General features: G+C 60.7%; 19 protein-coding genes and 2 pseudogenes. 5 read left to right on the top strand and 16 right to left on the bottom strand.

Going from position 1 to position 17,797, the window contains the following annotated elements; translation table 11 throughout:
- Positions 1-9: 9 nt before the first annotated feature.
- From EHW12_RS34390 to EHW12_RS34360, 7 genes are read right to left on the bottom strand one after another with little or no spacing between them, the layout of a single operon-like run.
- The gene (locus EHW12_RS34390) at positions 10-1,026 is read right to left on the bottom strand and encodes an LLM class flavin-dependent oxidoreductase (RefSeq protein ID WP_082920786.1); all 1,017 of its coding nucleotides are present in this window, start codon (positions 1,024-1,026) and stop codon (positions 10-12) included.
- 39 nt (positions 1,027-1,065) lie between these two features.
- Complete coding sequence (locus EHW12_RS34385) at positions 1,066-1,308, bottom strand: TIGR04076 family protein (protein WP_125053601.1); 243 nt, start codon at positions 1,306-1,308, stop codon at positions 1,066-1,068.
- Positions 1,301-1,576, bottom strand: coding sequence for a TIGR04076 family protein (locus tag EHW12_RS34380; protein WP_202970111.1), 276 nt, complete (start codon positions 1,574-1,576; stop codon positions 1,301-1,303). Before EHW12_RS34380 ends, EHW12_RS34385 begins: the two co-directional genes overlap by 8 nt.
- A 20-nt stretch (positions 1,577-1,596) precedes the next feature.
- Complete coding sequence (locus EHW12_RS34375; protein WP_125053599.1) at positions 1,597-2,859, bottom strand: acyl-CoA dehydrogenase family protein; 1,263 nt, start codon at positions 2,857-2,859, stop codon at positions 1,597-1,599.
- Positions 2,856-3,611: an amino acid ABC transporter ATP-binding protein gene (locus EHW12_RS34370; protein ID WP_064445077.1), complete on the bottom strand. Its 756-nt coding sequence runs from the start codon at positions 3,609-3,611 to the stop codon at positions 2,856-2,858. The genes EHW12_RS34375 and EHW12_RS34370 overlap by 4 nt, the downstream gene beginning before the upstream one ends.
- Positions 3,612-3,642: 31 nt before the next feature.
- Positions 3,643-4,527: an amino acid ABC transporter permease gene (locus EHW12_RS34365; RefSeq protein ID WP_164490690.1), complete on the bottom strand. Its 885-nt coding sequence runs from the start codon at positions 4,525-4,527 to the stop codon at positions 3,643-3,645.
- 37 nt (positions 4,528-4,564) lie between these two features.
- Entirely contained in the window at positions 4,565-5,512 is a 948-nt protein-coding gene (locus EHW12_RS34360; protein WP_064445063.1) for a transporter substrate-binding domain-containing protein, read from the bottom strand.
- Positions 5,513-6,604: 1,092 nt separating this feature from the next.
- Here EHW12_RS34360 and EHW12_RS34355 point away from each other — a divergent pair.
- Complete coding sequence (locus EHW12_RS34355) at positions 6,605-7,483, top strand: PaaX family transcriptional regulator C-terminal domain-containing protein (RefSeq protein WP_241199260.1); 879 nt, start codon at positions 6,605-6,607, stop codon at positions 7,481-7,483.
- Between the two features lie 238 nt (positions 7,484-7,721).
- Here EHW12_RS34355 and EHW12_RS34350 read toward each other — a convergent pair whose 3' ends face one another.
- The 6 genes and pseudogenes from EHW12_RS34350 to EHW12_RS34330 all read right to left on the bottom strand — a co-directional run.
- Positions 7,722-8,213, bottom strand: a complete 492-nt coding sequence (locus EHW12_RS34350) for a hypothetical protein (protein WP_064445065.1) — start codon at positions 8,211-8,213, stop codon at positions 7,722-7,724.
- Between the two features lie 94 nt (positions 8,214-8,307).
- On the bottom strand, positions 8,308-8,658 hold the full coding sequence (locus EHW12_RS34345; protein WP_125053595.1) for a hypothetical protein: 351 nt from the start codon (positions 8,656-8,658) through the stop codon (positions 8,308-8,310).
- A gap of 646 nt (positions 8,659-9,304) precedes the next feature.
- Positions 9,305-9,469, bottom strand: coding sequence for a hypothetical protein (locus EHW12_RS34945; protein ID WP_164490661.1), 165 nt, complete (start codon positions 9,467-9,469; stop codon positions 9,305-9,307).
- A gap of 142 nt (positions 9,470-9,611) precedes the next feature.
- Positions 9,612-9,830 carry a hypothetical protein gene (locus EHW12_RS34340; RefSeq protein ID WP_125053594.1) on the bottom strand — a complete coding sequence of 73 codons (219 nt, stop codon included), beginning with the start codon at positions 9,828-9,830 and terminating at the stop codon, positions 9,612-9,614.
- Between the two features lie 276 nt (positions 9,831-10,106).
- Entirely contained in the window at positions 10,107-11,069 is a 963-nt protein-coding gene (locus EHW12_RS34335; protein WP_125053592.1) for a DUF389 domain-containing protein, read from the bottom strand.
- A gap of 177 nt (positions 11,070-11,246) precedes the next feature.
- Positions 11,247-11,423: pseudogene (locus EHW12_RS34330) on the bottom strand (IS110 family transposase); the annotation flags it as partial.
- 154 nt (positions 11,424-11,577) lie between these two features.
- Between EHW12_RS34330 and EHW12_RS34325 the strand changes: the two are divergent.
- A pseudogene (locus EHW12_RS34325) lies at positions 11,578-12,862 on the top strand (IS256 family transposase).
- Between the two features lie 310 nt (positions 12,863-13,172).
- Here the strand turns inward: EHW12_RS34325 and EHW12_RS34320 are convergent.
- From EHW12_RS34320 to EHW12_RS34310, 3 genes are all read right to left on the bottom strand, one after another.
- Positions 13,173-13,349: a hypothetical protein gene (locus EHW12_RS34320; protein ID WP_164490660.1), complete on the bottom strand. Its 177-nt coding sequence runs from the start codon at positions 13,347-13,349 to the stop codon at positions 13,173-13,175.
- Between the two features lie 19 nt (positions 13,350-13,368).
- Complete coding sequence (locus tag EHW12_RS34315) at positions 13,369-13,542, bottom strand: hypothetical protein (protein ID WP_164490689.1); 174 nt, start codon at positions 13,540-13,542, stop codon at positions 13,369-13,371.
- Between the two features lie 369 nt (positions 13,543-13,911).
- Positions 13,912-14,115, bottom strand: a complete 204-nt coding sequence (locus EHW12_RS34310) for a cold-shock protein (protein ID WP_125053586.1) — start codon at positions 14,113-14,115, stop codon at positions 13,912-13,914.
- 501 nt (positions 14,116-14,616) lie between these two features.
- Here EHW12_RS34310 and EHW12_RS34305 point away from each other — a divergent pair.
- From EHW12_RS34305 to EHW12_RS34295, 3 genes are all read left to right on the top strand, one after another.
- Positions 14,617-14,904 (top strand): hypothetical protein, encoded by a 288-nt coding sequence (locus tag EHW12_RS34305; RefSeq protein WP_241199259.1) that lies wholly within the window; start codon positions 14,617-14,619, stop codon positions 14,902-14,904.
- Between the two features lie 554 nt (positions 14,905-15,458).
- Entirely contained in the window at positions 15,459-16,775 is a 1,317-nt protein-coding gene (locus tag EHW12_RS34300) for a hypothetical protein (RefSeq protein ID WP_125053584.1), read from the top strand.
- Positions 16,776-17,273: 498 nt separating this feature from the next.
- A complete protein-coding gene (locus EHW12_RS34295) occupies positions 17,274-17,513 on the top strand; it encodes a hypothetical protein (protein WP_125053582.1) in 240 nt (79 codons plus the stop codon).
- The last annotated feature ends 284 nt before the right edge of the window (positions 17,514-17,797 follow it).

Genomic DNA, 17,797 nt, shown 5'->3' with positions numbered 1-17,797 from the left:
TCCTTGATTTCAAGATATTTCGCGGCGAAGAACCGGAATTGCCTTCTCGCCCAGAAGCGTCATGGCACGGGCAATGTCGGCGCCCATCGGCGGACCGAAAGAAAGGTGCCGAACTCCTGCATTCATCAGCTCACCGCATTGATCGATCACGTCGTCGACGCCCCCGGCGATTCCGAGTTCCAACATCGTCGATGATGTGAGTACGGTCTTGATCGCGTCGGATTTGTTTCCGTCCAGCATCAGTTTCTGCGTGTGGACGAACTCCTCCGGATCAAATCCATGCCTTTCCAAAACCTCTGTCGAGAGCGAACCACTGTACAGGGCAATATGTTCGGCGAGTATCCATCGCGCGCGATCGGCCTCGTCATCGATCGAACACCACAGGCACGCTGCGATGTCCAGTTCTTCACCATTTCGCCCGGCGGCGGTGGCACCTGCCATTATCTGGTCGCGCGCATCGAACACCTGGCGCGGAGGAAGGCACAAGGGCAGCGCCCCATCGGCGTATCGCCCCGTCATGGTCAACATTTTCGGACCCATGGCTCCGATGTAGATCGGAACCTCGACTGGTTGGCGTAGAACTGCCTGATCAGTCCAGTCCTCGAATCCTTTGCCCAATCCTACTGGGCTCTCGCCTCGGGTAAGCGCTTGAACGGCCCGCAGCGCAGTACGCGTTCGAGTGACGGGGGCCGCGGGTGCGATACCCGCCCAGTCGAAGAACACCTGAGATCCTGCACCGAGGCCCAAAAGGAATCGATTGTCCGAGAATGTCTGTAGACCCGAAGAGAATTGAGCGATCTGAACAGGGTGAATGGACACCGGATCAATGACCGCAGATCCGACGCGGATGGAGTCGGTGGCCGAGAGCATGGCAGTGAGCGCAATCAAGCCTGGTTCACCGAAGATGTCGTTTCCGGTCCAGATCTGGTCGAACCCCATCGCCTCTGCATGTACGGCAAGCGCGGCCATCCGGCGAGGGTCTCCACCTGCTCGTACACTGAAGGTTGTGCTACTTCGAGGCTCCATGGTCCGTTCCTCTCGCGTCGTATGAGTGCATGCGCATGATCAGGTTCTCGGGGGATCAGGACAGGCCACTCGCGGTCCGGAGTCCAGCCACCCGTCGACGTCGTTGCAGCCGATCGGTCCGTTCAATATCGGTAGTGCGGCAGCAATAGCGAAGTAACAGAACTTCTTTCCCGGAGGGAGCGTGACTCCGTCGGTACCAACCTCGAAATAGTCACCTATCTCGAGTCCGCACGCCGAGTAGTTCATTCTCTCGACCGTGCATCTGATTCGCCGTTCAGTCATCGAGTTCTCCGCCACACTTTGTTCGATCTAGCCGATCGAGTCGCATGACCACTCCGTCATCCGGGTCGGGGCAGCAGATCCACGGCTTGCGTTCGAGCCAGTCGTCTTCGGGCAGGTCACTCAGCCGCGAAGACAACACCGGTATGACTGCTGCGATGGCGTAGGCGCAGAACGGCTTATTCTGCGGCATCTCGATCGTGCTACCTACAACGTCGAAGAAGTCCCCCACTGCGAGTGCACACCGAGGGTTGTCGGCACGATCGACCATCACTCGAACGGTTGGTTGCATCAGTGTCCGCCGGCGAACACTTCGGAATCCGCCAGTGTCAAACCGACAGGATCCGCGAGGGCAAGTTCGGCCAAGGTGGTCCATTGATTCCGCTTTGCACCGGCATGGGTCAGCGCAACCGTCGAGTCACGCAACACTCGCTGCATTGGGTCGCCGTCGAAGACGAACGCCGAACCGTAGAGGTCTACGCACGTGTCGATGGTCCGGCGAAGTGTCTCACCCGCTGTCACGTTGCATATGGTCAACCGCATCTCCTCGAGAGGTGTCAACGTGCGCGTAGTGCCGAAAAGGATGTCGTCAGAGCGGCGAGCGATATCCAGCACGCTCGAGTACATCGTGTCGATGTCGGCGGCCACCTGTCCGATTGCGCGTTTGGAAACGAGGTCAATGGCGCCTTTTCCGGACTTACGGCGCACCGCTTGCACAGCGAGATCCAATGCTGCTTGGGCTAATCCGATTGCCACTCCGGTAAGACCGAAGAATGCCAACGTGACATGTTTGTTCAACGGATCAGCAGTCGGGTCTGCGAGGGCTTCGCGATCGAACGACCATTTTTCCGGCACGAATACCGGCTTGTCGATCGAGTACGACGAGCTCCCCGACCCTCGGACCCCAATCGTGTGCCAGTTGTCCGCGTGTTCAATCGCCTCGCGTGGCAGCCACAGTCCGACGACCGCCGGCTTGCCACTCGGCCGCAACACCGGCTCACCGTTGGCAACAACATTCGCGCCCCCGATGATGTGATCGGCCACATAGCTTCCGCTTCCCCAATCCCATTTCCCCGTAACCATGTAGCCTCCGGAGACCTTCTCGGCCACTCCCTTCGGATGAAATGCACCGCTGGTGGGCCGATCTCGATCAGGATAGAGATCGGCATAACCCTCATCGCCGAGCCTTCCCGCGTAGATACCGGTTGCGTTCAGAACACCTACATTCCAAGCACTTCCACCATCCACTCGGGCAATGGCAGACACGACGCGCACTTGATCCTCGAGAGTCATCTCCAACCCTCCGACTCGCGAGGGAAAGGTCATCTGGAACATTCCGGCAGAACGCATCGCCCGCACCGTTCGATCGGTGATCCTGCCACGGCGCTCGGACTCGGCGGCTTCCTCGGCAATCACGTCGATCACACCCGCGACATTGCTTGTCACTGCCTGCGCAGAGCTCGGTTCCGAGATCCGCATATCATCGAGTAGATCACTGTTCATCGTCTTGGTCTCCTTGTTCGTATGCATCGTCGAGCCCGGCGCCGCGTTCACCGCAGCACCGCCGACAGAAAAGCCTGTGTACGTTCATTTTCGGGCCGACCGAGCACCTGCTCGGGAGCGCCTTGTTCCACTATCCGGCCGCGGTCCATGAACACAACCTCGTCGGCGGCCTCGCGTGCGAATCCCATCTCGTGAGTCACCACAACCATCGTCATTCCGGAATCTGCCAGGTCCTTCATCACCGCGAGGACTTCGCCGACCAGTTCGGGATCGAGCGCGCTCGTCGGTTCGTCGAACAACATGACTTTCGGACGCATCGCCATGGCGCGCGCGATCGCCACCCGCTGCTGCTGTCCACCGGATAGTTGCGACGGATACAGTTTCTCCCGGCCCGCAAGCCCAACACGCTCCAACAGTTCGTAAGCGTAAGACTCTGCGTCGCTACGCTTCTCACCCTTGACCTGGATCGGGGCGAACGAAGTATTCTCTACCGCGGTCAAATGTGGGAAGAGATTGAAGTGTTGGAACACCATTCCGATGCCCATCCGCTTGAGCCTCGCTTCGCGCTCGCGAAGTTCGTAGAGCTTTCCGTTGACTTCTCGATATCCGACGAGTTCACCGTCTACGCGGATCTGTCCGGACTGCACTTCCTCGAGATTATTCATACATCGCAGCAATGTGCTCTTCCCTGAACCGGAAGGACCGACGATGCATACCGTCCGACCGGCAGCTATCTCGAGGTCGACGTCGAAAAGCACCTGCACGTCGCCGTAGAACTTGGAGACGTTCCGTATTCCGATCATCGGGTATTCGATGTCGATTACTGGATCCATGTCAACGCTCCGCAATTCTCTTCTCGAGCAGATACTGAACGGCCGACACAACCGCCAGAACTGCGAAGTACCAGATAGCCGCAACCAGCAAGAGTTCGATGGTGCGATAGTTGGATCCCGAAATACTCTGTGCCACAGTCAGAATATCGCCTCCGGCGATCACAGACACAATGGCAGTGGACTTGAGCATTCCGATCAATTCGTTGCCCAGCGGCGGAACGATGATCCTCATCGCCTGCGGGAGAACGATCATCCTGGTGGACTTGAACGGGCTGACACCGAGCGCCTTCGCGGCCTCACGCTGCCCCTTCCCGACACCGAGCATGCCACCTCGGACAACTTCGCCCATGTACGCCGATCCCGCCAGCGACAGGCCGAGAACCGACGCAGTGAACGGCGTGATCAGTTCCGACGACGGCATGTCGACAAAGACGACATCGGTGAAAGGAATGCCGATCACGATCGACTTGACGAACAGACCGAGATTGCCGAGGAAAATGAGCAGGAGAATCAAGGGTACACCGCGAAAGACGAAGACATACGCGGTAGCAACTCCCGAGATTATTCTGCTCGGCGACAATCGCATCACTGCCACGACCACGGCCCCGAACAATGAGATGACCATAGCTAATGCGGTCATTTCCAGTGTTGTGAGCAACCCCTTCAGAATTGATGCGTTGAAGACAAATTCACCCACAACGGACCACTTGATGTTCGGATTCGTCGCAAAACCGTAGACCACCCACAGGGCCAGTGCCCCGACTACGACAGCACCGCCCATTCGACCGTAGTGGCGCACTGGCACGACCTCGTTGGGCACCGGCGGCATACGCCCGGCACTGGGGTCCGTGCTGGACACACTGCCTGCGCCGATGTCAGTACTCATGTCGCTCACCTGACTTGTTCGTGTCGTCATCGTCACCTCACCGCGTCTGCCCGGCAGGTGTGCCGGAATACAGGTTGATCTTCATGCGATCCAACGGCAATGCTGAGACGCCGGCATTCCAGTCGTCGAGAACTTCCTGGTATTTTCCTGACTCGACAAGACTGTGCATTGCTGCGAGCAGTGCTTGCGACAGTTCCGGATTCGACTTCGACACTGCAGCGCCGGTTATGGTTTCGATGTACGGATCCACTTCCTCGGCCGGCAGGATCACCGTCATGAAAGCGCCTGAAGTTTGCTCGACAAAGGCGTTCAACGACGCGCTGCTGTCCATCCAGCCGTCGACCGAACCGGCCCTGAGTGCAACGAGCGCTGCCTGTGCAGAAGGGAACTCGACCGCTTCGATCTTCGGCTTACCCTGCGCAGCACAGGAACTCTCACTGTTTGCAGCGACGGCAGCTTGTTGTTGTCCACCGAGGGGAACGGCGATCCGAGCTCCGCATGCTTCTGCGAGTCTTGTTATTTCCTTCGGATTTCCCGCCGGCAACAGCACGCCGATAGGATCCTGGAACGTCCCGACGATATCGGCGACCGACCTTTCACGCTCTGCGCCGTCACTGATCTGACCCCAGAGCACATCAACATTTCCACTCTGCAGCCCCGGGAGCTGGGCCGGCCACTGAAGGTTCTTCCAGTCCACGTCCACACCGAGGATCTTGCCGACGGCGCTGCCGAGGTCCGGGACGATGCCGATCGGTACGCTGCTGTTCGACGCTTCCACACCGATGTAGGGCGGGGTCTCCCACAACGAACCGATCGAAATCGTCCCCGCATCTCGAATCCGTTGGGGCAGACTGTCGTGCAGTGTCTGATCGAATGCGACGTCCTCTAGCCCAGCCGAATCGGGTTGCGCGGCTTCGGAGGAGCATCCGGTCAATACGAGTCCTGCGGCGAGCGCGATAGACGCGACAAACTGCTTCTGATTCATGGTTTCGCTTTCGAGGAGGAGTGCTGCGTTGGCAGATAGGAGCGTGGCGAACCGGGCTAACCGAGTTCAGGTGCGCCAGTTGGTCCAGCTCCGGCAGTACCGAGGCCGGTAGACGCTATATTTTCGAGGTGTGCACGAAATCCGGACTGTATCCAATGTGGTCGCGTCGAGTGCAACCACCGATTCTCGATGGAATCCGATGGCAGATGACGTTTGTTGACGTACACGCCGATCTCGTTCGACGAACATGAGCCGAGTCCGTGGTCTGTATGCCACAACGCGAAGTCCGGATTCCAGTCGCTCAACGCCAAAGGCGCAACTGCAACCACCTGCGTGAGATCCAGGCCGACCATACACCCAGCGCCGTGAGAGATCGCGACAATTTCGGATATCTCGGACAGATCCGCGCAGACATCAAGTCCGACAGCGAAAATGACGGTCGAGTACTCGTGACCGTACCGGACCAGGAAGTCCGCCAGGTCACCGGAACGCAGAGCATTCTCGCCACACCGCGGATGCACGCGTGCGAGGAATCGCGCAGCGTCGTACCCATGGGATCGCAGAACCGTCCCGGCGGCATCCGTGACAGATTCACGAGATGTCCACTCCACCAGCACGCCTCGTCGTGGAGGCACAGCACAGTAGAACTCACTTATGACTGGAGTCGCATTGGCAACGTCTGTGTCAGTCGCGATCACTTCCCGCGCAGCGCATCCCAATAGCGCCGCCATGGACCGACGAGCAACACGCTGATCGTCGATCCAGCCGGGAGCGGACAAGCACATGGAAGGCGTTGTCACATCGCCTGGCACATCACATCTGTACTGCGCGTCGAGATTGGGACCCATGAACCGAGCCTTTCGTGGACGACTGTTGCGATAGTATGTCACTTCTACGACGTCAGTTAGATTATTGATATATTACGTTGTTGTAACGAGATATAGAGTGATGCAAACCGGCTCACTTACGACGGCGCCCAACTCCGAACCCATTGCGCGGTATGGTCTTAGGAAGATCCCAATGCACAACACGTGCAACAAACAACCTTCTCGGGTTCGAACCGACAAGCGGAGAATCTCTCAGGAGGTAAATGTGACAGATCAGGAAACACTGGATCCGATCGACAATCGGGTGGCCGTACCGAGTGCCATACTCGACGACTTCGAATCACGGCCCGGCACTGTCACATCACTGTCCAGGACAGTGCTCGGCGCCTTTGTTCTGCAACAAGGCGGCTGGATCTCGATCTCGAATTTCACGGAAATCATGTCAACGCTGGGCATCTCTTCGCAATCGACGAGGACAGCGGTGAATCGACTCAAGACTAAAGGCATCCTGCGCTCTGAGAACAACAACGGTCGAGCCGGTTATCGTCTTACAGACGAAGCAGAGGACATGCTCGTGCGTGGGTTCTCGCGAGTGTTCAACTTCCGGCAGATGCAATCTGACGAGCCATGGCGAATCATCTCGTTCAGCATCCCCGAACCCGAACGCGCATCACGGCATAGACTTCGCCGGCGATTGACCGCGATAGGGTGCGGTACCGTCACCGCCGGGCTCTTGATTTGTCCCGACTATCACACTGCCGAGGTCGATGCCATTGTAAGTGCTTTGAATCTCGACATGTACGTCACGACATTTGCGGCAACCGATATCTCCGCACCGACAGACCTGATTACTACCGCCGCTCAATGGTGGGACCTTGAAGACATCCGCTCCCGCCATCTCGAGTTCATCAAAAACCAAGCCACTCAACTCGAGCACGATGCGAACGTCTCGGCAGAGACCTTCGCTCGCTTTGTCTTCCTGCTCGACGAATGGCGCGTGATCCCCCTTCTCGACCCAGGACTACCTGCCTCACTCCTACCCAACGAGTGGCCAGGAAGGACCAGCCTCCGAATTTTCGACGACGCCACCCAAAGACTCTTTACCCCGGCACGGGAATGGCTCAAAAAGACTGTCGAGCACTGAACGGAGCCACGCTGGCGGTGTACACGCCTGCGATCAGCGCACCTGTACCGAATTTCAGAGGGCACACCGCGGTGCGGCCTCCTTTACAGACTAGCGGCAATAGCCGCGCCGCCAGCATGGGGCGTTGTCTCGGATCCACACCCGAATGTCCCCCGGGATCAGGACGGCGGGTAGAAGCCACCAGATCAGCGGAAAGTCCATCGCACGTTCACCTTTCTCAGTTCTCAGTTCTCAGTTCTCAGTTGCGTGACCTAGCGCAGCACCTGACCGACTCGCATGAGATAACGAGGCCCACACGGATCGGCACCGCGCCCTGACCGAGGTAAAAGCGGTACACGGCCACACCATGCTCGGGGCGTCCGGCGTCCGAGTCTTTGCCACAGAGAAGGTAGATCCGCTGCCGGTCGTCTTCGTCGAACTCGGCGAACATTGCTCGTGCCCATGCTTCCGGCTCCGTCAGTCCCACGTGCCGGCGAGCGCCTGACCCGCTGTCGCTGCTTGTCACGGTCACCGTGACGGCGGTCCCGGAAGCGGCCGGGTCCCATCGTCGAGGCGGGGCGTCGAATCGCCGTGAGGTGATCACGGCAGTGAGGGTGACGTTCTCGGTCGCGAGCGCTTCGGCCACCACGGTGCTCGAGGTGTCGACGCCGCTGCCGGTGGTGAACGAGGGAAGTTCGAGGTGGTGCGCTTCGCGGATGCGGGCAGCCAGGAGAGCGCGGTCAGTCAGCATCCGGCCGAATGTACTGGTGTGTCGAGGGGAGCGTTTTCTCGTCCCTGACTCAAACATCTGGCTGTGCACGCCAGCCAACCACCGCTGACTGACATCAGCGTGTTTTGCCGAGCCATGAGCGGACCGTCATCCGATCCACTCCTACTTCCCGGGCGGTCGTCGCTTCCGCGCCGCCGTCCTCGATCGCCATCACGGCGAACTGCTGCGCTGCGGCCAGTGCTTCCATTGCCTCAACACGGGCGCGATTGAGTCGCTCGCGCACCTCGGCGGCGGTTGTCTCCCGCAGCACGTATTGCACGGCAGTCGAGAGCGCCGCATCGCGCTCCGGTTGGTCGTCCGGGTCCGGGTAGCGTTCGTCGATCGACTCTGCCGCGCGCACGAGACGTGCCTGTTTCGTTGCGTCCAACTCTGCCCAGGCGTCGCCTGCCCAGTCTCGAAGATCCATCTTCATACCTCCAGTGCGGCGCAAACGGTGCCCGAGCAGTAGGACTCGGAGACGTGCATCTCGGGGTTCAGGAGCGCCGCGAGATCGGCGTGAGCGGACTGCACCCGACAAAAGCTCCTGTAGAGCACTCTACAGGAGTAGTGTAGAGCGGTCTACAGGTCGGCTTTCGCAGGAGTCGCAAGGAGCGGCGTGAGGGCTTCGCTGGGACGTGCCGTCTGTGCAGGTCAGACCGTAAAAATGTCGACCATGATGCGGGTAGCGATGAGGAGAACAGCAACCGGAATGAGTGTCGAGATTCCCGGCAGCTGTGAACCAGAAGATTGGGGCGCCGGCCCCGGTCAACAGGCCGGCTGGTGCCCCGCGAGGGTCCGTCGGGATCGGAATAGTGACCAGCTTCCCGCCGAGCGGCCCTGACCGCAGTGCTGACACATCATAACCAAGCGACCTCAAGAGCTGTCGGCCTCTCGCCTAACGGCCGGGTACGAATCGAGCAGGCTCCCGTACTTCGTCGATAATGTGGCTTGAACAGGCAAGATGACACGTCCCCTCCCGTTGCATACGTCCCGGTTCCCGTCTGGACGCTTGCGCCGTGCAGGCACCGAACTAGCCAGGCATGCCAACAGTTCACGACGCTCGGCGGCCGCGATCAGCACCGCGGCTCGTCCGCCCTGCCAGCCCTGGAGTCGTTGCGTTCGTCGAGAACTCGATCAATGACCGACGTCGAGATCGACAACTCCGTCACCTCCACCGAGCGGAGGTAGCGGCGGACATCGGTCAACATCGCCAACTCTTCATCGAAGCGATCACTCACACACGCAGTATGCAGCTCACATCCCCCAAAGTGGTTCACCTGCACTCCGATACGAAAAGTCGGCGATGACGCATCTCTCCAATCGACCGGAGAAAGGGTAACGAATCTGCCTCTGACCAGTAGTGACGACACGTCCCCTGTCTTATTCTGGCGTGTTGCTGCCGATCTCGGACAGAGCGCTGACCGGCGGAATAACCGGGGGCTGGCGTTCGTTGTAGAGGCTGTCGGTGCTGAAGTTCTTTGCCCCGGGTACCACCGAAAGAACTGCCGCTTCGAGCGGCCACTTGCCGAGAGGCGCAAGGCGGGCACCGACCCTTGTGAAGCCGCTGGACACCTCTCCGGGTGCCGGCGGCTTCGTCATGTGCCGGTCAGAAGGCCAAACGGCACCCCGTACCGCCGAGTTCGCATGGGATTGCCTTCGACAGCGCTAGCCGCCATTCCCACGGCAACGGCAGAAACCAGATCCAGCCACCCGCAATCATCTGCAATTACTCCTCACGTTGGACCGATCAGTGACGGGCCGGATCTGTTTGTCGCGACGTTTGTTGGCCCAGACACTCCCAGCGATCCGAAAGACGGCTATCAGTCTGAAGCCTTGGAAGTCCAGTTCCGGCAGTGGTCTTTGGGAGTTAAGTGCCTACGGCGCTGTGCCCGGCCTGGCGTCCCGGCGTGTGACTGATTTCCATTGGCGACCGGATCGGGGCAACGAGAACAGCAGCAGCACAACTACTCCAGCGAGCACGATGCCGATCAGATTGACACCTAGTTGAGCCAGCGAGCTCAGCACGACATTCCACTTACCTGCGAAGACCGCAACGACCGCCAATCCCGCAGCTGGCACCGTCGTTACCGAGATGAACACCCCCACCAGGACCGTAGAGGTAGAGGTGACCGTTGCCAGCATGCCAGCCGCTCCCGCCAGCAGTGCCACCACCAGGGAGAACGGCCCCACCTCGTAGATGAAGTCGAATGCGCGGGCGTTCTCGACATCGCCGATTCCGACCCAGCCCAGACGAATCCACAGCAAGGTAGCCAGGCCGGTGAGGGCCATCGCGGCCGGAAACGAGATCGCGAGGGTACGAATCGAATTCCGCACGAGCCCTCTATCTCGACGTACCAAACCCACTGAAAGCGCTGCCAGCGGCCGGAACTCCGGCCCCACCACCATCGCACCGACCAAGGTCAGTGGCGACGCCGTGGCAACACCGACCGCTGACAGCAAAAACGCGATCACCAGGAATGCCAGGAACGCCGGAGTCAGTCGGGCACCTTCGCGCACCTGACCGAGCAACTGCTCCCACACCACTGTCTCGTCGGGTCTTCTCGGGGCCGCAGTGTCCGCCCGTTCTGCGGAGAAGGACAGCATGGTTCCCGCCGGCTCGAACGAAATACCGCCAGCCCTCACCAGGTCCAGAGCAGTCAACGCGGCAAGCACATCGTTCGCGCATGCGCGGGCTACATCGGCCTCGATCACATCTCCCGGCGGATCGACAGCGGCTCTGAGCGCAAGAGTCACATGAGTAGCCCCAGGTTCAGCGGCCAACATGTTCAACACATCTCCGGTCCGCTCACTCGGCGAGATGACACGCAGATGCAGCACAGTATTGTCTCCTTCAGCCGGCGGTGGCCTCGGGTGCAGGCAGCATCGACGGCCGGTCCATCACCAGAAACCATAGCGGGCCCAGTCGATGTCTCCACACCGTAGATTCTCAGCGCTACGAGCCACACTCGCCCGCGCACAAACATCTACCGCGCTGCGCGATACTTACTAGGGCGCTCACGCAGCCGCAGCGGTAGTCGGTCCAGGTTGATACGTCGCGTTGTCGCGGAGCATCGCCCACAACACGTTCAGTCTCCGTCGTGCCAACGCGAGAATTGCCTGTGTGTGACGTTTTCCCTCGGCTCGTTTGCGGTTGTAGAAAGCCTGCGACTGGGCGTTGTGCCGGAGAGTGGCTCGCGGTCTCCTCCAGTGTCACTTCCCTTTTGCAGTCCGAATCATCGTCCGACAACAGAGACGACACGCCCCCTATTTTATTCTGGTGTGCTGCTGCCGATCTCGGACGGGACTGTAAGAACAACGGTGTAACTCTGAAAGGAGATACGCCACTATGACTGACGTGATTGAACGTGAGACAGAGACGAACTCGGCTCAGCCGGGTATCAGCGATGCGCGGCTCAAAGAGCTGGTCGAGCAGGCGCGAGCCGAAGGGCTGCAGTTGACCGGAGATGGTGGATTGCTGTCGAAGCTGACCAAGCTAGTCGTGGAGTCCGCGCTCGAAGGCGAGATGGACGACCACCTCGGATACGGCAAGAGCGACCCGGCAGGCAGGGGCAGCGGCAACTCCCGCAACGGCAGACGCACCAAGAACGTGTTGACCGAGGCCGGCCCGGTCGAACTCGAGGTGCCCCGTGACCGGGATTCCTCCTTCGAGCCGAAGATCGTGGCCAAGCGGCAGCGTCGGCTCTCAGGCGTGGAGGACATGGTGATCTCATTGTCGGCCAAGGGGTTTGACGACCGGTGAGATCGCTGCACACCTGGCCGAGGTGTACGGAGCTGATGTGTCCAAGCAGACGATCTCGACGATCACCGAGCGGGTGATGGAAGGCATGGCCGAGTGGCAGAACCGGCCGTTGGATCCTGTGTACCCGGTGTTGTTCATCGACTGCATCCACGTCAAGATCCGCGAGGGCAACGTCGCCAACCGGCCGATCTACGTCGCGATGGGGGTGACTGTCGACGGCACCCGCGACATCCTCGGATTGTGGGTCGGTGAGCACGGCGACGGGGAGGGAGCGAAGTACTGGCTTCGGGTGTTGTCCGAGCTGAAAAACCGTGGTGTGCAGGATGTTCTGATCGTCGTGTGCGATCGTCTCAAGCATCTACCCGACTCGATCGAGCAAGTGTGGCCACAGACCATCGTGCAGACTTGTGTGGTCCATCTTCTCCGTAACACCTACGCCTATGCCTCCCGCAAGGGCTGGTCCGAGATCGCCAAGGACCTCAAACCCGTCTACACGGCGCCGTCGGAGCAGGCCGCGCTCGACCGATTCGCAGAGTTCAGTGACAAATGGGAGAAACGCTATCCCGCGATCATCAGGCTCTGGACTAACGCCTGGGCTGAGTTCGTGCCGTTCCTACAATTCGACAACGCCATCCGGCAGGTCATTTACACGACCAACGCCATCGAGAGTGTCAACGCTCGAATCCGCAGGGCTGTCAAGGCCCGTGGACACTTTCCGACCGAGGCCGCGGCCTTGAAATGCGTGTATCTGGCCATCATGAGCCTCGATCCCAAAGGCACCGCCCGCAGGCGCTGGTCCAACCGATGGAAGGCAGCACTGAATGCCTTCGAGATAACGTTCGACGGACGGCTGTCTGCCGGACGAAAGTAGTTAGAAACCAATCAATTACACCGTTTTCTGGACAGACCCAATAGAAGCGACCATCGAATACACACTTGGCTATGCCGCACCCCCCTTCGACTCTGTGGACGCCGAACAGCGCGGACAGCAAGCTCTTCGATATCAGCAAGGAATCCAGCGGCAACTTGCAGACGGCTTCGCGTCCACAACCAGGTCAGAAGCGATCTGGTGAGGTCGGGGAAGCTCGGACTTGTGCCGCCATGTTGAGGGCACCGTCCAATGGTTGAGCGCTCTTACGACCCTGCGCCCGCCGGGGCGCTGCCCGGATCACGCGACGGGCTCACGCAGTCGCGAACGCCGCGGCGCAAGACGATCCAACCGCTGCCCGATCCGGGACACCGTCGGTAACCGTGACCTCGACCCAGACCGGCAATCGGGCGACGACGGCGCCGAGCGCCGTGTGAAGATCTGCGACCGTCCCGGTCGCCGTGAACTCGGCGACACGATCGCGGGGCATGCGCTCACCACCGATCACGCTACCCGCCCAGAACAGGACAACCTGCATACAGGGATACACGCTCGTATACCCCGGAATTCGCCTGCGACAGCAGCGGAACGACGTTGACGAGCTCGTCGCCGATCTGATCGGCGACGGCGCCGAGGCCGAGGCCGTCGAGGATCTCGACGATCAGGCCTTGCAGGGCATCCACCCAGCGGAGCTGACCTCACCCCGTCTTCGAGGATGCGGTTCATCTCATCCTCCGCCGACCGATTACACATACACGCGTCCACTCCGTAGGCAGATGCACGACGAGCAAACACACACGCCCGAACCACCTGCGCCCCATACACAAGAGAGAGAGCTGCGGACCGCAGTCCTGATAGGAGCATTCCGTACTTCCACACCCGAACCGCAATGCCAGGCAGCAAGACGGCGGGAATCGCACGCGGAAACCAGTGGCGGATACCTCGCGTTCTCGCTCCAGTTGCCGCGCTTGGTCGCCGGTCCAGTGTCACCACAACGCACCTCGGCCCCGGGCAGGCGGGAGCCGGACACTCCCCCGCCCCGGCCACCTACCTCACAGGGCCCGAACGTCGACAGCCTGAGGACCCTTCGCACCGTCCCCGATCTCGAACTCCACGAACTGCCCCTCTTCGAGAGACTTGTACCCCGACCCGGCAATACCCGAATAGTGCACGAAGACATCCCCACTGCCATCGTCGTGAGAGATGAACCCGAACCCTTTTTCCCCGTTGAACCACTTCACGGTGCCGCGCGCCATAACCTGACCTTCCTTCCCGTTTCCTGGCCGAACCTCTCGACCACCACGAGCAATCCTGCCAGCAACGCGCTCGCTTCCCGGCCCCGGCAGGCATCACGTTTTCACGAGTACGTTCGCGCCGGGGCCGGACTCGATAACGAAGATCAACCCGATCCGTCCCCCGCGTGCACCGCATCGGCTCAGCCTCCTGATCACATTTCCCGCCCAGCAACCGTGACGACCGCACACGGCCGGCGGACTGACGATCGGGCATCTCACCCAATAGCAGCCCATCTACGTTTACTTCACGCAATTAGTTAGCACTCGGAGCAGCAGAGTGCTAACTTGGTTGAGGCACGTGTCACATAGGGGTAGACGCCCGACCTGAGTCACAGTGACAAATCGACCGAACTTCAGACGTGAAATACCGGACTATGCCCTCGTGACGACATCAGCCACCTAGACCACTAAGGAGGAACATGACCGCCACCATCCCCCCGCAACCCCCATCCCGGAAGCCCCATGTGCCCCTCCGTCGATCGCACCGAAGCTCACACGCAACAACCCTCACGACTACCCACCGCGTCGATCACCATAGGGGCACTGTCCATTTCGGCGTTCTGGCTGATCGAACTCAGCTTCGTACTGGGTGTCACCGCGGCGATCTGCGGCGCCGTCGCCACCTCCCGGTCCACCGTTGCCGACAGTGAAGCAGCATCACTACGAGCCTTACTCGGCATCGTCGCCGGCACCGCCGGAATCACCACCTCCACCGGCGTCGCACTCCTCCCGATGCTGGCAGAATTGTGAAAAACACGACGATGCATCGCGCGCATCCCGCAGACGCCACACAAAGGCGTACCTCGTGGTGTCGGAGCAGCAAGCATCGCGGACTTCTCTGCTCGGTATGAGACAGATTCAGCGAAGACCCAGCCAAGTCACATCACCCCAACGCAGATACTTCGAAATCTCTGCAGCGCAATACAATAGAGAGCAATCCGAAAATCACTCGGGCCGACGGCTGCGCCACAAGACAGTGAACACTGCCGCACCATTCTGCTGCTATCTCCTTCTCTCGGACGGCTCACAGATCGCACGCCGGCAAGGCCACGATCGCGCGCCTCACCGCTTGGATTGCCGTGATGTCTCGCCGCAGGCTGCTATGGCCACCGAACCACACACCAACACACTCGCGCACCAGAAACCGCCGCAGCCACACTCCGCGCAGCGCCACTCAGAGTTTCAGCTGTTCGCCATATGCCCCGAAATCCCGATCGCCCACTTGCCTGACCGCCCAGGAGGATAGGGAGAATACCCACCAATCGGCCCTGGGCATGGCATTGTTCTCACTCAAAGGTGGAGTGATGCGCAATACCCCACGTTCGTCGAGAAGAAAGGCAGCTCTGATGCCCCGAGCCGGTCTGACTGCCTCCGCCGTGACCGTCCTTTCTGTCCTGGCCACGGCCGTGCTGACCACAGTGAGCGGTCTCGCCCTGATCGTGGGCCCTTCGACGGCCTCTGCCGAGGGCACCCACGGCGCCGGAATGGCGTATTCGGATCGGACCTTTCAAACCTTCACAGCGGAGAACGGTCTCTCGTCGAACTATCACGTGTACGCCGCCGGCGTTCCTCAGGATCACGCCGCCGGTGTGGTCCTGCAGTTCCATGGCGACGGGGCCTACGAATTCGCGAACCCCACCTCGTCCTACAGTCTCGGCGGTTCGTCGGGCATCGTGGCGCAATCTCGCTCGCGCGGTTACATCACCGTCCCGGTACGCACCCCGGACTCCACCGGCGAGATCACGTGGTGGGAGAACGGGAGCGCGAACGCTGACTTCGTCGCCGACCTACTCGAGAAGTTGAAAGCCGGCTACGACATCGACACGGACGACATATGGCTCGTCGGTTACAGCGGCGGCGCCCAGTTCATCACCCAGTTCTTCCTACCGAAGTACTCGCGCACACTCGGTGGCGGCGGCACCGTGGTCTTCGGCGGCGGCGGCACCCCCCGCGTCCCGGTCCAGCCTTTCGCCGGCAGCTTGATCGCCGATCTTCCCCTGCATTGGTACACCGGCGGCGCCGACAACGGCACCACCGTCAGCGACGGGTACAACGCTCTTCTGGACGCCCAGAAGGGGTCGGCATGGTATGCCGCGCAAGGCTTCACCGTTGATCTCGAATCTCCGACCGGTCTCGGACACAACCTCTCCGGACGGTTCGGCGCCGTCCTAGCGCGCCACCTCGACGATCATTCAGCGATACCTCAGAATCCCGTCGCCACCGCCACCGCCACCGCGACCACCGCTGCTCCTACCCCGGTCACGACGACCAGCCCGGCAGCCGTGACAACCGCGTCCACCACAACGACACCCCCGGCGGCAACGTCGACGGTGCCGGCCACCCCTATCGCCACGACACCGACACCGCACGTCTGGAATCACACGGTCACTCCGACAAGGATCGGCGCACAACTGGCCCTCACCATCCCCGCCGGAACCAAGAGAACAACCTTCAGAGTCACCGCCACCCAAGGCCCGTTCTACGTGTACAACTACACCACCAGCACCGGGCCACGAACGCTGAGCATCGTTTCCAGTCTCACCCCGAACACGGAATACAACTACACCCTCGAAGCCGACGACGCCATCGTCGGATCCGGGTCGTTCCGAACCCTCCCCTAAACCGCACGGGCACGCGTCCGCGCCCGGCGGCACGGAACGTCCGCCCAATGCGGCGACGACGCTGAGCTCCCCGCAGCCCCCTCGCTACTTTCTGGAAGGGTGATAACTACCGAAGGTGGCAAGGCGCATGTACCGCACCGTCGCCGGCGTGTGTTGCCCTCACTAGTACTCTGCCGCTCGCCGATACACAAGGATGCTGACCAGGTGAATTCACCGGTACCCGATCATCGATAAGAGGACTCGATCGTGGGTCACTGCGCGGCCTCTCACCCCCGGCGCAACGACGAATCAATTGCGGTAGACACCGGCCCCAGCGGACCCCACGCGTGCCGCGGCGCCGGGATCCCAACCCGCGCAACGACCTAAGAGCATTGCACCGGTAACATCGCCGACGGTGGTGCGCTGCTTTCCGCCTCGGTTCCAGCGCGCCACCTCGCACTACCGGCCAGACGATCATGTCGACGTCGGCTCGTCTGATTCACCCGCCCAGGAGCTGCTGTGACCTCCCCCGCCGAGCGTCTGATCGCCAAACTCGACCAACTGCCCCTGGGCGACAACGCTCCCATGTGCTCACTGCCGCGCACCACGCTGCTCGAGCACGCGCAGTACGGCACCGACATCACCGAACCCGCTCTGCTCGGACTTCTCGCGATCACCGGCGCCCTCGAAGAACGCCTCACCACACTCGAAACCACAATTCAGCCTTCCCTCATGTCTCAGGCTTCCCCCACTTCGTGACCGCATCTTCCGGCTCGACGCACGCCCGCGCGGGAGGCGGCTGCGTGAGAGTATCGACACGGCAGTCGATACCGCACTCGTCTTCGGCTGCATCGCATCAGCCCTCGCCGCCGTTCGGTGGGTATCCCGACGAAACCTCCTGGTCTCAGACCGGAGGATCACACCCTCATTCCGTGCGTTCATCGCGATGGGTGTAGCGGCCCCTGTTGCTGAACTCCGGGAAGAACTCGGTAGAACGCATGTCTACCTCCCGGGTATCGCCTTGCATAAAGGAAGCTTTCGGA

The organism is Rhodococcus sp. NJ-530, assembly GCF_003860625.1.
Lineage (GTDB): Bacteria > Actinomycetota > Actinomycetes > Mycobacteriales > Mycobacteriaceae > Rhodococcus_F > Rhodococcus_F qingshengii.
The sequence above is the reverse complement of the archived record's forward strand: the minus strand, read 5'-3'. Positions and strand labels throughout refer to the sequence as shown.